This is a genomic window from Dyadobacter sp. CY347 (genome assembly GCF_021502655.1).
Classification (GTDB): Bacteria; Bacteroidota; Bacteroidia; order Cytophagales; family Spirosomataceae; genus Dyadobacter.
The window spans coordinates 618,339-633,154 of sequence record NZ_JAKFFT010000002.1 but is presented as its reverse complement, the minus strand read 5'-3'; the positions used below and the strand labels follow the sequence as shown (position 1 = coordinate 633,154).

The following is a 14,816-nucleotide window of genomic DNA, read 5'->3' as shown; positions in this document are numbered from 1 at the left end:
AAACGTGTTTTTTCATGACTTTGGCATGCATCATGTACATGGGTTTCCTGACGGGAATCCCGCATCATGATCAATCAGATAACCCAAAATGTTGTTATAGCCACTTATTTTCTTTGTACCACATCAGGGTTTCCTGCATGCCTTGCCGCAAGTCGTATTGCGGTGTATAGTGCAGGCTGTTCCTGGCTGCGTCTATGCTACAGATCCAGTTGGAAGCTGTGAGCTCTTTGAGCTTTTCCTTGTTTAAAACCGGGGTTACGGAGGTAAATCCATAGACAAAATCCAGGAATCCGGCTGTCAGCTTTACCAAAAACAATGGCAAATGAGTCCGGAAGATGCTTTTACCACTGATTTCCCGGAACCGGTCTGCGAATGCATAGCGGTCGTAAGCCTGTCCGTCGGAAATATTGTATACTGTGATTTCGCGCTGGTTTTCCAGCATTGCGGCCATGGTTGCGGCCACAAGATCTTTTACATAAACGAAGCTCAGCCGCTGCGGGCCCTTGCCTATATATGCATCCAATCCTTTGTTCAGTGTTTTGAAAAGAATAAACAAATCCTTTTCACCGGGACCGTAAACGGCAGTCGGACGGATGATGGTGAGTGGCAGGCCGCTTACCTGTTCGAGATATTGCTCGGCAAGCAGTTTACTTTTACCATAATCAGTCACAGGAATGGGTAATGTTTCCTCCGTAATGGGCTGTTGCTCAGCATAAGACAATGGGCCAATCGCGGCCAGACTGCTCAGGAAAACAAAGCGCTTTAAAGGAATATTGGCTGACATTGCGGCCTGCGCCAGATGCAGCGAATATTCTGCATTGACTTTGTTGTAAACAGCCGTTTTTTTAGCCTTCGTCACTCCTGCTGCATGGATAATGTAGGAATAGCCCCCATTTTCCAATAATTCTGTCAAGGAATCCCTTGACTCAAAATTCGTATTCACAAACGTCAGCGGCCCTTTTCCGGTTTTTTCCAAATCGCCTTGCAGCTTTTTCAGAAAGGTGAGGTCGCTGGAAGGCCTTACTGCTGCGTGCACTTCCATGCCTGCTTCCAGTGCGGCTTCCACCAGATGAAATCCGATAAAACCGCTCGCCCCCGTGATGAATACTTTCTCTTTCATATTGCCTTTTCCAACAATCTGTACCGTTTGTACAGCTTTCCGTTGATCTGCTCAATGGCGTGGTTCATCAGATAATTTCCTTCCAACATCCACGAACATTCACCTCCCGTAATTTTCGTTCCGTAAGTATTTTTGATGATATGGCCGTATAAACAGGCTTCTATGCCCATTTTACGATATCCTTCAATCACACCTAATGTGAGTACGCGGATGCGGGTTATATCTTTTTTACCAAACAGGAGTTTAAATATTCCGGTTGGCAACAAACGTCCTTTTTTGATCTTGATCTGGATCTGGTTAATGTCCGGGATGCCCAGCACAAAACCCACCAGCTTGTTATCCTTCTCTGCAACGAGACAGAAGTTCGGATCAAGGACCAGTTTCAAATCATTGGCCAGGTAATCGAATTCCTTTTCGGTCATCGGAACAAAGCCTAAATTCTTGTCCCAGGCACTGTTGTAAATTTCCCTGATCTTGACAACCTCATTTTTGAAGTCTTTCAGGTTAATCTTCCGAATCGTGATGCCGCTTCTTTTCAGCCTTCCTTCCAGCGCTTCGATCAGCCTTACCGACTTGTCATTCGCCTCGTTCACATTGATCTCGTAAGCAAGCAGATCCGTTTTCTTAACAAGCCCTGTTTTTTCAAGCAAAGGCACATAGTAAGGCGGATTGTAAGGCATCATGGCCATCGGCGGCTTGTCATATCCTTCGATCAGCAAGCCTACGGTGTCATTGGTTGACAAATTCACCGGCCCGATAATATTATCCGCGCCTTTTTCCTTTACCCATTCCGACGCTTGCTTAATAAGCAGATCAACCGTTTCCTGGTCATCGATTGTGTCAAAAAAACCAAAGAAACCGTCCTTCCTGTTTGTAAACGCATTGTGGTTGCGGTTATAAATGGCAGCGACCCGTCCCACGATCTTGTCTCCCTCATAAGCCAGAAATAGCTGCACTTCCGAATGTTCATAAAAAGGATGCTTCTTCGGAGAAAGCATATCCCGCTGTGCTATAAATAGTTCCGGCACATAATTGGGATTTCCCTGATATAGATCATGGGGAAAATCAATGAATGATGCCAGTTCTTTGGGAGAGTTTACGTGGGCAATACGCTTCATAGTTTTGCGGTTACAGCTTCTGGACAGATCTGACGATATATTTTAGCCATTTTATCAACCGCTTCCTCTATCTGTCCAAATGTATGCGTAGCCATCAGCGAGAATCGGATCAATGAATGTTCCGGACGAACCGCTGGCGAAACAACCGGGTTCACAAAAACACCATCTTCCTGCAACAGCTTGGTCATCAGGAATGTCTTCTCATTATCGCGGATGTAAACCGGCAGGATCGGGCTTTCTGTATTTCCCAGGTCAAAACCATTGACAAGCAAAAGTTCTTTTGCATATCTTGTGTTAGCCCAAAGGCGCTCAATGTGATGCGGCTCGGATTCAATAATATCCAATGCTGCCAATGTGCTGCCAACCGCAGCTGGCGTCATACTCGCGCTGAACATCAATGAGCGTGCGCGGTGTTTCAGATAATCAATGGTTGCTGCATCTCCGGCAATAAATCCGCCTAATGAAGCAAGTGATTTACTGAATGTGCCCATGATCAGGTCCGTAGTATCGGTCAGGCCGAAGTAGGAAGCTGTTCCCGCACCGTTTTTACCAATTACACCTAAACTATGCGCATCATCAACCAAAACTGAAGCGTCAAACTCTGCTGCAATGGCATTCAGTTCAGGAAGTTTCACAATGTCACCTTCCATGCTGAAAATCCCGTCCGTAGCGATCAGCTTCACGGCTTCTTCCGGCAAAAGGCTCAGTTTTTTCCTGAGGTCCTTCATGTCGTTGTGCGCGTATTTGATCACTTTTGAAAATGACAAGCGGCATCCGTCAATGATAGAAGCATGGTCGCTTTCGTCCAGGATCAGGTAATCGTTACGGCCGGTAAGGCTTGATAATGCGCCCAGGTTCGCCTGGTAACCCGTGCTAAATAGCACCGAAGCTTCTTTTCCCGTGTAAGCGGCAAGCCTTCTTTCCAACTCTTCGTGAATGTCCAGCGTTCCGTTAAGGAAGCGCGAACCAGCACATCCGCTTCCATACTTTTGTACGGCTTTTTGAGATGACTCGATAATATAGGGGTGCGAGGTCAGTCCCAAATATGAGTTAGATCCAAACATGAGGACCGGCTTTCCATTGATGATAACCTCCGTGTCTTGCCCCGATTCGATGGGACGGAAGTAAGGATAAAGACCTTTGGATCGAATGATAGCCGCGTCTTTAAATTCGGCGATGCGCTTATTTAATTTTTTACCCATAAGTAATTAATGTCAGAATCAACAGCTTCTTTTAGTGGGGTGCCTGATGGCTTTTGAGCCGAGGCTGTGGGGTGATCAGAGAGATCAGTTGGTATTGTAGTGGTTATTTTCCATGCTAATTTTTTTAGAACTTGAGTTTGATAAAAATGTCAGTTTCGCTTGCTGCGGCCTTCAATTATCCTGTTCTTAAACTACGCTCCGGCCTCAACAATTTACCGGAATTTATCTACTGGCATTCAAAGTTAAAAGGTAAACCCGATACCTGCCATACTAGTTCATCAAATTGCCTATTCATTTTGCATTTTACCGTTAACATGAAAAAAAACTTTTTGCACTTTTTACCCGCTGAGCTCTTAAAATGCCAAGTTCTGACACACTTAACTTTCAGTTTTTCAAAAACAGGAACTTTTTCAAACAGAATTTTTTCATGTTAACGTCTATTCTAGCTAGGCTTCCTCAGCCACTACACCACGTGATATTGTGCCAGGCCGGAATTTCACAGTTGCCCACTTTTCCGCCGCTCTGTCGACCAGGTAATACATCATTGGTACGAGATAGATGGTTAAAAGCATTGAACTTGTTAGTCCACCTATTAAAACCCATGCCAGCGAATTCTTCCATTCTGCACCGGCACCTGTCGCCGTTGCAATAGGAACCATCCCGATCACCATCGCAATGGTTGTCATTAAAATCGGACGAAGACGCTCCTCTCCGGCAATCAGAATGGCTTCCCTGAACGGTACACCAAGCTCTTTTTGCTGATTGGCAAAGTCGACGATCAGAATTGCATTTTTAACCACAAGCCCAATCAGCATCAGCATTCCCAAAAGGGCAAAAATACCAATGTTCGACGATGACAATGCGAGTGCCAGAAGCGCGCCTACCACCGCAACCGGAATTGAGAACAATACCACCAGCGGATACACGAAACTATCGTACAGCAGCACCATGATAAAGTATACCAAAACCAACCCCGCGAGCATGGCCAGACCTAATGAACCGAAACCTTCGCTCTGGTTTTTCGCGTCACCGCCCCAGGTTAAGATTACGTCGGACGGAAGCGGCTTCTCCACCAAACCTGCCTGAATATTGCTCACCAATGTCCCCGATCCAATCCCTAATGTATTAGCGGTTACAGTTACGGATGAACGACGGTTCTTACGCTCCACGATGGACGGTCCGTTGCTCAAACTTACATTCGCGAACTCGGCCAGGCGCACCGGGCGCTTGGCTGCCGGACTATAAAAATTTATATTTTTGACATCATCCGGATTTTTCCGGTCGAACGCATCAAGCATAATACGGATCTCGTAATCTTCACCGCCATCCCGGTATTTGGAATCATCATTTCCGGCAAAAGCATTCTGCATCGTTGCGCCCACAGTCTGAATATCCAGTCCGAGCTTCGCCATTTTTTCACGGTCTATTTCAACACGTACTTCGGGGTTACCGGCTTCTACCGACACATTGACGTCATTAGCACCTGGTGTTTTTCTCAATCGGTTGGCAAGATCATTGGCTGAAACGAGGATTTTATCCAGATCATCACCGCTCAGGAAAATCTCAATTGGCGAAGCACCTGAGTTGACCATTCCGACGGCTGCGGAATTGAATTCCACGCCGGCGAATTTCTGCTCCAATTCTTTCCGCACGGCAAGCATGTAATCCTCAGTTGGTTGTGCATTCGCACGTTCGTCTGCTGGGATTAGTTCTACGGTCAATTCCGTTCTGTTCGTTTCGCCGCGACCGGAGCTGTTCAAGCCTGTGCTGGCTCCGCCAACGTTCGCGAAGATCGTTTTTACCTCCGGTTTTTTTCTTAGATAATCTTCTATTTGTCTGGACGTAAGGTTATTCTGTTGCAAAGAAGCGCTTTTGTCCAGTTTCATGGTAAGCAGGAATTTACCCTGATCACCTTCGGCCACGAACTCTGAACCAATAATTCCAAGGCTCATTACCCAAACTGTCATCCCGAAAATCGCTATTAAAATTCCTGAAAACGCCAGCTTATGGCCCAAAACCCACTGCAAACTGCCGTGATACCATTTGGTCATTTTGGTAAGCCCTTTTTCAAACCATAATAAGAAAGCCTGAACCGGATTTTTTGGATCCAAATGTTCAATCCGCGCCATTTTGGAAGTCATCCACGGCGTAAGCGTGAAACTTACGAGCAAGCTGACCATAGTTGCAAATGCAACTGTTAAGCTGAATTGACGAAGCAAATCGGCGATAACCGAGTTCACAAATGTGATCGGGACAAAAACAACCACGATTACCAATGTGATCGCCAATGCTGCAAATCCGATTTCTGTAACCCCTTCAATGGTCGCGTCCCAGCGGTTTTTGCCCATTTCCAGGTGTCGCTGAATGTTTTCCAAAATTACAATCGAGTCATCGACCAAAATCCCGATTACCAGCGAAAGCGCCAGCAATGTCATCAGGTTCAGCGAGTAGCCCATTACATACATAAATAGGAAAGCCGCAATCAATGATGCCGGGACCGACACCATGACAATGAAAGCATTTCTGAAACTGTGCAGGAACAAGAGCATCACCGCCGCCACCAGGATCACCGCAATAATCAGGTCATGCGTCACCGCCTGAACCGATTCCAGTGTAAAAATGCTGCTGTCGTAAGCGATCGCAAATTTTACTTTGTCCCTTACATTGGTTTTTTCAATTTCCGAAAGCTTCGCTTGAATGGATTTACTGATCTCAACCGCATTGGCATCCGATTGTTTTTTGACAAATAACCCAATCCCGTTGATCCCATTATAACGGCTGATGCTTTCTGCATCCGTAAGTCCGTCGGTAATGCTGGCTACGTCGCCTACGCGGATGGGGCTGCCTGTTACGGGTGAGGCGATGACCAGATTTCTGATGTCGTCGATGGAAGTGAATTTCCCAGCGAGACGCAATGTCATATTTTCACTTGTGCTTTTTACTTTTCCGGTCGGGAAGTCGAGGTTAGCCTGGTTAATGGCCTGCGTAACCTGCAAAAGTGATAATCCGTAAAAGTTGAGCTTATCATTGTTCACATTCACACGGATCTCACGCTGATCGCCACCGGTCATGGTGATTTCAGCAACGCCTTCGATCTGTGTGAGTATGGGCAGATATTTGTCTTCAACCTGTTGATAAAACACTTCATTAGGCAGGCTCGAAGTTGCAAGCAGCTGCATAATCGGCTGATCGCTAGGTGATATTTTGGATAATGATGGAGTCTCTGCATCATCCGGCAAGTCGCTCAGCATGTTGTTCACATCGCGCTGCGCATCTTCCAATGCTTTGTCAATGTCCGTTCCTGCTTTAAATTCTACAATAACCAACGACGCACTTTCCAAAGACTTGGAAGTTACTTCCTTAATGTTGTCGAGGCCCGAAACGGCATCTTCGATCTTTTTACTCACTTCGGATTCGACCTCCGTCGGCGCTGCGCCCGGGTAAACCGTTGTGATTGTGATCGTTGGCACTGAAAATTCCGGCAACAGCATGTAATTCAGCTGCGTGTAGGAAACGAGCCCCCCGAGGATCAGCACTGCGAACAGCACAATGATCATCGACGGACGTTTTAATATGGCTTGAATAAATTTCATGATTTCTCTGGCTAATGGGGGTTATTGTGCAATGACAGAAGTGCCGTTTTGCAGGTTGATCTGGCCGCTGGTAACCACTTGCTCACCTGCTTTCAGACCTTTTGTTATTTCATAAAATTCATTTGTAGTCGCTCCTATCGCCACATCGCGCAGCTTCGCTTTACCATTTTCAACCACATAAACCTGCGGCTGTTTGGCCGAACCCGTAATGGCCTGACGCGGGATCGCCAGCGCCTCGCCTTTTACTTCCGCAGCATTGGCAATGGAGCCATACATGCCCGCTTTCAAAGGATTTTTCTGAGAATTCTGAACCGTGATCTCAACCGGATAGTTGTGTGCATCGTCGCCTTCTGCGCTTACCATCGTCACTTTTCCGCTGAAATTAGCATCCGGATAAACGTCTGTTTTAATGCCGATCGTTTTGCCGTTGCGGAATTCATTCACTGATTTTTCTGGAATGTTCACCACTAGTTTCAAAAGTGAAATGTCCGTGATTTCAGCCATAGGCGTTCCTATGCTCACTACCGAGCCTTTTTCAACCATTTTAGCTGTAACAATCCCAGAGAACGGCGCGATAATGCTTGTGTTGGAAACTTGTTTTTTCAATTGTTTGATCTGCGCCTCTGTGCTGCGGATGCTCAACTGCGATCTTTCCAGGTTAACAGCCGGAACCGCGTCGCCTTTTACGAGCACTTCGTAACGCTTCAAATCATTCTGATAACCTTCCAATGTAACCTGCGCAGCCTCGATCTGATAACGCAGTTGCTCATCATCGAGCTTAGCGATAAGTTGTCCTGCTTTTACAAACTGACCTTCCTGAATATTCAGGCGAACGATTTCGCCACCAGCCTGCGGACGGATCTCGACTTTCCGGTTAGGCGTAAACGAGCCTAAAAACGATGCTTCCTGGGATAATTTGCGCATTTCTGCAACAGCAACCTTCACCCCTACTTTGGGATCTGCATCCGGAATATAGACTTTCTGAGCAGTTTTTTCTTTGTTGTCCAACAACTTGGCAGCAGTAAGGCCAATGCCGGCAATCACGGCTAAAAATATAAGTAAGCGTTTCATAATCTTGATGTTAATGTATAAGTAGTGATTGAGTATCTTATTTTTGTATCAATGAGCCGGTCGCCTTTTTCCATTCCAACTCAGCTTTCAGGAGTTGAACCAGCGAGGTCAGGTAATTGCTCTGCGCGTCCAGGTTGCTGTTCTCGGCTTGGATTACATCCGTCAGCGAAACTGTTCCTTCCTTAAATTGTAGTTGGATCTGGTTGTAAACTCTTCCCGCCAGCGCCACCTGGTCTTTCCGGGCATTAATGTTCCTTTGCTCAACGGCAAATTTGTTCCTTGCATTGGCTTCTTCCATGGCGATGGACTCACGCACCTGTCGAAGCTGCACGCCTAGTTTTTCGTTATCGATCTGGTTTTGACTTCTTTTCGCGCGCCTGGCCATTCCGTCAAACACACTCCAGTTCAGCTGCAAACCAGCCCAGTAACCCGGCACATCCTGGAATGTTGAATTCTCCCCTGTTTTGGCATAAAAAGACATATTCGCTGTTCCGTAAGCACTCACCGTGGGTATAAATCCGGACTTGATGTTCTTGTCCTGCAACTCGTTCAAATCGCGCTGTTTTTGAATTAAAGCCACATCTGTGCGCTTTAACTCAGCATCCTGGGACTGCACGGGAAGCGTAACATCGCTTACGTTGATTGCTATACGCAAGGAATCAGACTGCGGTGTTCCGGTGTAATATTTAAGCAGGTTAATGAGCTGGCTGTAATTATCTTTCAATGTCGCCAGCTGCGTTTCTGTTGTGGTTTTGTTGATTAAAATCCTGTCCACATCCACGCGCTGGCCTAATTTATTCTGATAGAGGAGGTCTGAAACCTTATACATGCGGTCGAGCGAAATGAGGTTGCTATCAAGAAAAGCCATTTGCTGCACTACCGTAACCAGGTTGTAATAAGCGTCTGTAACATTATAAGCGACATCTTCCTTGGTTTTTACAGTGCTTAATGAAGTCAGTTCTCGGTTCAGGTTAGCAGCTTTTAATGCGTATCTGACAGATGGATTGTACAGATTCTGAGTTACTTGCGCGGTTGTTGACAAATTGTACGGTAAACCAAACGCCAAGGTGCTATACTGTCCTTCCGGCCCGCCGAATGCGCTCGCCGGCACAACCTGCCCTGGAATCTTGAAGTAGCGCTTATAGTCCCCGGTCACATTCACGCTGGGCAGCAGCGCCGATTTCACTTCGTCAATCCTGGCATTGGTTTTCCTTTCTTCCAATTGCGCGGATTGAATGCTAAAATCATTTTTCATGGCTAATTCTAAAAGTTGCGGCAGCGAATGTTCCTGCGCTTTAATGCTGCCTGTCGCCAAAAAAGACAACAGTGCTGCGATATGAAATTTTAATTTCATGGCTAAAAGTCAAGTAAATGTTTATTTTAAATGTTTGTTTAAACGAGGGGCAAAAAAAATTTAACCAATCACCAGATAACTGCAAATCATCTCCTTGATGTGCTCTTTCTGTGTTTCAGCGAATTTCTCAAAATCCTCGTCGGTCATGTTATATAATTTCTTGTGGATCGGTTTAGCCAGATAGATGAATTCGACCGAACATTTGATCAGCGGCAGTAAATTTTCCATGCGCAAATCCCTGATCGTGCCCGCAGCAATGCCTTCTTCAAGCTGCTTAGTAAAATAGGTTTCCTGCAATTGCTTGAAATGCGACATTCCGGTAAACAGGCGATCCGGCTCTTTGTGGATCTCATTCATGATAAATATGACCATATCCGGCTCATTTTTCATCATGTCAAAATCATGCTCGATCATTTCCGAGATCTTCTCCTTAATCCCGATTTTTTTGTTCAGTATTTCAATGGTGTTGCTAAAATACTGGGCAAACACTTCACTGAAAATTTCAAGGAACAGCTTTTCCTTGCTCCTAAAATAATAATTGGTCAATGCAATGTTCATGTCGGCTTCGCGGGCAATGTCCCGGGACGTTGTTCCGTCAAAGCCCTTTTTCAGAAAAACCCTCCTCGCCGCGTCCTTGATCTTATCCTCGCTTTTTTCCGTAATACACTTCACTTGCTTGTCCTTTTTGATTTATTGTCAGGTCTTTTTTTTCTGCGCACTGTATTAATACAAACCAAAGGTCTGCATTTTTTTCAATTCCACAAACATTTTAAATGAATAATTTAAACAACCATTTAAAACTATGATTTAAAACTAATATTTATCATTTTAATACAATTCAATCTGTTCGCAAGGCGGCTCCTCGCTAAGCAACTCATAGCTCTGCCGCGCGATTTCAAACTCCTCATTAGTAGGCACAACCAAAATTTTCACCCCTGATCCTTCCTTACTAATCTCCTTAATTTCGTCTGATTTCACCCTGTTACGTTCCGAATCCATATGCAACCCTAAAAATTCCATATCCCTGCAAACGCGCTCGCGCATCAGCGCATCATTCTCCCCTACGCCCGCTGTGAAGATAATGGCGTCCAGCCCATTTAATATTGCGGCATAGGAGCCAATGTATTTTTTGATGCGGTAAGCAAACATATCTGCGACCAGTTCAGCATCGTAATTGCCCATTTCAAGCAATTTTCGCACATCACGCATATCGCTATGACCGGTTAGCCCAAGCATTCCCGATTGTTTGTTCAGCAAAATATCCATTTCGTCCGGCGTTATCTTCTCCTGCCGCAGCAGATGCAAAATCACAGACGGATCAATGTCACCCGACCGGGTTCCCATGATAAGCCCGCTCAACGGCCCGAAACCCATGCTCGTATCCAGCGACTTACCAGCGTCCACGGCAGTAATGCTGCATCCGTTCCCCAAGTGAATGCTGATGATTTTCGCATCAGGCTTGTTCATCCAGGCCATTGCCGCCGCGCTCACAAATTTGTGGCTCGTACCATGAAACCCGTAAGCGCGGATCCGCATTTGGGAATAATATTTTTCAGGAATCGCATAGCGAAAGGCATATTCCGGCATCGATTGATGAAAGGCTGTGTCGAAAACTGCGATCTGTTTCGCGTTCGGGAATGTCTGTTCTGCTATTTCAATGCATTTGAAATTGACCGGATTGTGCAGCGGCGCGAGGGAAAAAAGCGAGCGGATTTTTTCTTTCACCTCATCCGTAATCTCAACAGCCGCCGTAAAATATTCACCTCCGTGCACCACTCTATGCCCGACAACCTCAATTTCACTGGTATTTTCCAGCAAACCCGTTTCAGGGTCGGTCAGCAATTGCACTACATTTTGAAGTCCTTCGGAATGGTCTCTTACAAAAAACGTTTTCTCCGTAAGCTTTTCTATGCCGTCTTTCCAGACTTTGTGCCTGATGAAGCAATTTTCCTTTCCTATCCGCTCAATGATCCCCGAACAAAGCGGTTTCTGTTCGGGCATTTTAAAAAACTGATATTTAAGCGAGCTGCTTCCTGAATTGATAATGAGAATGTTCATTCTTGCTGACATTGAATGGCAGTAATTACCACGGTGTTAAAAATATCGTCGACGGTGCATCCGCGGCTCAGGTCATTAATCGGTTTGTTCAATCCCTGCAACATCGGGCCAATCGCCAACGCGCCTGTTTCACGCTGAACGGCTTTATAAGTGTTATTTCCAGTGTTCAAATCCGGGAAAATCAGCACGCTGGCCTTTCCTGCCACTTCGGAATTGGAAAGCTTCTGGTTTCCTACAATCGGGTCCACAGCAGCGTCATACTGGATCGGGCCTTCCACTTTTAAATGCGGCGCACGTTGCTTCACAATGGCCGTCGCCTCGCGGACGCGTTCCACATCCTCGCCCTCGCCAGACGTTCCGGAAGAGTAAGATAGCATGGCAATGCGTGGCTCAATGCCAAATCTCGCGCTGCTTTCAGCGGAAGAAATCGCAATGTCTGCCAGCTGCGAAGCAGTTGGATTGGGGTTCACGGCGCAATCGCCGAAGATCGCCACGCGGTCGGGCAGGCACATGAAAAAGATCGACGAAACAATGGAAACGCCGGGTTTCGTTTTGATAAACTGCAAAGCCGGCCGGATCGTGTGCTGGGTCGTATGCACCGCGCCTGAGACCATCCCGTCTGCATGGCCTTTGTAAACCATCATTGTTCCGAAATAGGAAACGTCGGTCATCAAATCGCGCGCCATTTCCAGGTTCACATTTTTATTTTTCCGGAGCTCAAAAAGCGTCTCCACGTAATTTTCGTAATGTTCAGAATTGGCTGGGTTAATGATCCGGACAACATTCAGATCAAGATCAATCCCAAGCCTTTTGACCGCAGCAGCCACTTCTGTCTGATCTCCGAGGATGGTCAGGTCAACGACATTCTGGCTGATAAGCCTTGCAGCGGCACGCAGGATCCGGTCGTCATTTCCTTCCGGCAGCACAATGTGCTTTTTCTGGCTTTTTGCCCATTTAACCAATTGATATTGAAACATATGCGGCGTAATGCCTTCCGGCTGGAATGTAATGATCTTGTCGTCCAGGACCTTCATATCCACATATTTCTCAAATGTATCAATCGCCAGCTCGATCTTTTTAGTATTATCGGCAGTAATGCGTGAATGTATCGCGCCAATGGCCGTGGTTGTCCCAAATGTGCCTTGCTGCACGGAAATGATCGGTATAATCGTCTGCAAACCTTCGATCAGGCGAATAACCGGCTCTTCCGGAATCGTTCCGGCGGTGAGGACTATGCCCGCCACTTTGGGATAATTGGTGGAAAGGTTGGCCTGTAATGCACCGATCACAATGTCGCCCCGGTCACCGGGTGTGATGATCAGCACATTTTCTTTGATATGATTTAAAAAGTTAGGGAGCATCATCGCGCCCGTCACATAATTATCCACTTGTGCCGACAACAAATGCTCTCCGAAAAGGACCTTGGCATCCAGCGCGTCAGTAATTTCCCGCATAGTAGGGCTTTGCAATGCTTTTTCCCAGGGAATGACGGTCAGCATAATCTCCTTTGGCAGCTGCATTCTCAATAATTCCCGTACATCTTCAACCTGCTCAGCCTTCACGCGGTTAGCGACAATGCCCAGCACCTGAACTTCCCGAGATTCAAAATTCCTCAGCACATTCAGCGCAGAATTGATAATCTGTGCCGTCGATTTATTTTCACCATTAATGATCGTCAGCACCGGCGCGCCGAGGTTTTTGGCGATGGCCGCATTGGATTCAAATTCAAAAGCAATCCCTTCTCCTAAAAAATCGCTCCCTTCTATTACTGTGAAGTCATAATCCTCTTCCAGCTTTTTGAACTTTGTAATAATGGTGTTGATCATTTCGCCCCAATTCTCGGATTCAGGATGCTGCAAAACCTCCTGGCGGGTGAAAGCAAATGTATCTTCATAGGAAATAGGCAGCGAAAAATAGTCGATGATCGCCTCAATGTGCTTGTCTTTTCGCCCGGGCTCCTGCTGAGAAATGATGGGTTTAAAAAAACCGATCTTTTTCGTTTTGGACAAAAGCATATTCACGAGGCCCAATGCAATCACTGACTTCCCTGCATAAGGCTCTGCGGAAGCGATAAAAATGGTCTTTGTCATAAGGTGGAGCTAAAAAGCGGTAAGAGCTGTGCTTTGGGCAAAAGCTAAAAAATTATTCCAATGTGTTCCATTCGGCCACATGCTCCTCCTGCTTTTCCACGAGCCAAACCTTGCTTTCAGGAAATTGCGCGATCATTTGTTTACTTTTCTTGATTCCCGCCACACTAAATGCCGTTGCTAATGCATCAGCAACAGTGCCGTCCGGAGAAATCACGGTCGTACGCACATGGAAAAGCAAGCCTATGCCCGTTTTTGGATCAACAATGTGCGAATACCGGATCCCATTGTATTCCATATAGCGGTAAGTTGGCCCCGAAGTGGCTAGCGCAACATTAGATAAGGGCATTGTTTTGAGGGAATCGCTCCCGTTTGAAATCGTAATGTTCCATCCCTTTGCCCCCGGCGGCGGATTCGTCAGGACGATCTTACCACCCGCATCCATCATAACTGACTGAATACCAAAGCCCTTCAAAACTTTAACAGTCTCCTCGGCAGCAAACCCTTTACCCAAGCCACCAATGTCCAGGCGCATGCCTTTTTGTGTTAAAAGCACTTTTTTCGTTTTTACGTCCAGCTTCAATTTTTTATAACCTGTTCTGGACATGGCATCTTTAATGGCAGAATCAGCAGGAAAGATCCCTTTTCGGGTGGCGTGGCGCCACATCTGAACCACCGGCCCTAATGTTGCATCAAAATCGCCATCCGTTTTTTCACTGATATCCTGGCTGATTGCAAGAATGTTGAACAGGTCGGCGCTCACCGGGATCCACTTGCCGGTGCCCGATTGGGCTGAGAGCAGGTTAATTTCGCTGCCATCGCGGTAATCACTTAATATTTCATTCAGTTTTTCGATGCGTTTGAATGCTGCCTGTGCTGCGACATTGGCTATGGAGTCGTTTTTTGCATAAAAGACGAGCTTGAAAGGAGATCCCATCATGCCTTTTTCAAAACTATACCGGCTTTCCTGGGCATGGCAATAATTGGCTATCGTACTCAATGCCAGGACTATCACCCATTTGAAATTTTTAATTGAAAACATTACTGTGATTTGCTTACTATAACGAGCTGCTTTTTGAATGCCCAAAAGTATTTGTTTTAAGGTAATATCTGCTTTCACCATGTGAATGTTGCCGCGTTGGTCTCCCATCAGAACACAAAAAAAGGGTGCAGAACCTAAATCTGCACCCTTTTCAAAAGCGATTATATGTCA

General features: G+C 46.1%; 10 protein-coding genes. All 10 read right to left on the bottom strand.

Annotated elements, in window-relative coordinates:
- Positions 1–94 precede the first annotated feature (94 nt).
- The 10 genes from L0659_RS03450 to L0659_RS03405 all read right to left on the bottom strand — a co-directional run bounded on the left by L0659_RS03450 (position 95) and on the right by L0659_RS03405 (position 14,753).
- A complete protein-coding gene (locus L0659_RS03450) occupies positions 95–1,120 on the bottom strand; it encodes an NAD(P)-dependent oxidoreductase (RefSeq protein ID WP_235124222.1) in 1,026 nt (341 codons plus the stop codon).
- On the bottom strand, positions 1,117–2,238 hold the full coding sequence (locus L0659_RS03445) for a hypothetical protein (RefSeq protein ID WP_235124221.1): 1,122 nt from the start codon (positions 2,236–2,238) through the stop codon (positions 1,117–1,119). The genes L0659_RS03450 and L0659_RS03445 overlap by 4 nt, the downstream gene beginning before the upstream one ends.
- Positions 2,235–3,440: a serine palmitoyltransferase gene (gene spt, locus L0659_RS03440; protein WP_235124220.1), complete on the bottom strand. Its 1,206-nt coding sequence runs from the start codon at positions 3,438–3,440 to the stop codon at positions 2,235–2,237. The genes L0659_RS03445 and spt overlap by 4 nt, the downstream gene beginning before the upstream one ends.
- Before the next feature lie 446 nt (positions 3,441–3,886).
- Positions 3,887–7,033, bottom strand: a complete 3,147-nt coding sequence (locus tag L0659_RS03435) for an efflux RND transporter permease subunit (protein WP_235124219.1) — start codon at positions 7,031–7,033, stop codon at positions 3,887–3,889.
- Positions 7,034–7,054: 21 nt separating this feature from the next.
- Positions 7,055–8,104 (bottom strand): efflux RND transporter periplasmic adaptor subunit, encoded by a 1,050-nt coding sequence (locus L0659_RS03430; RefSeq protein WP_235124217.1) that lies wholly within the window; start codon positions 8,102–8,104, stop codon positions 7,055–7,057.
- Positions 8,105–8,141: 37 nt separating this feature from the next.
- Positions 8,142–9,458 carry a TolC family protein gene (locus L0659_RS03425; RefSeq protein WP_235124216.1) on the bottom strand — a complete coding sequence of 439 codons (1,317 nt, stop codon included), beginning with the start codon at positions 9,456–9,458 and terminating at the stop codon, positions 8,142–8,144.
- A 60-nt stretch (positions 9,459–9,518) separates the two neighbouring features.
- Positions 9,519–10,130, bottom strand: coding sequence for a TetR/AcrR family transcriptional regulator (locus L0659_RS03420; RefSeq protein WP_235124215.1), 612 nt, complete (start codon positions 10,128–10,130; stop codon positions 9,519–9,521).
- A gap of 156 nt (positions 10,131–10,286) precedes the next feature.
- Positions 10,287–11,516, bottom strand: coding sequence for an acetate/propionate family kinase (locus L0659_RS03415; RefSeq protein ID WP_235124214.1), 1,230 nt, complete (start codon positions 11,514–11,516; stop codon positions 10,287–10,289).
- Complete coding sequence (gene pta / locus L0659_RS03410) at positions 11,513–13,606, bottom strand: phosphate acetyltransferase (RefSeq protein ID WP_235124213.1); 2,094 nt, start codon at positions 13,604–13,606, stop codon at positions 11,513–11,515. The genes L0659_RS03415 and pta overlap by 4 nt, the downstream gene beginning before the upstream one ends.
- 52 nt (positions 13,607–13,658) lie before the next feature.
- The gene (locus tag L0659_RS03405) at positions 13,659–14,753 is read right to left on the bottom strand and encodes an FAD:protein FMN transferase (protein WP_235124212.1); all 1,095 of its coding nucleotides are present in this window, start codon (positions 14,751–14,753) and stop codon (positions 13,659–13,661) included.
- Positions 14,754–14,816: the final 63 nt, after the last annotated feature.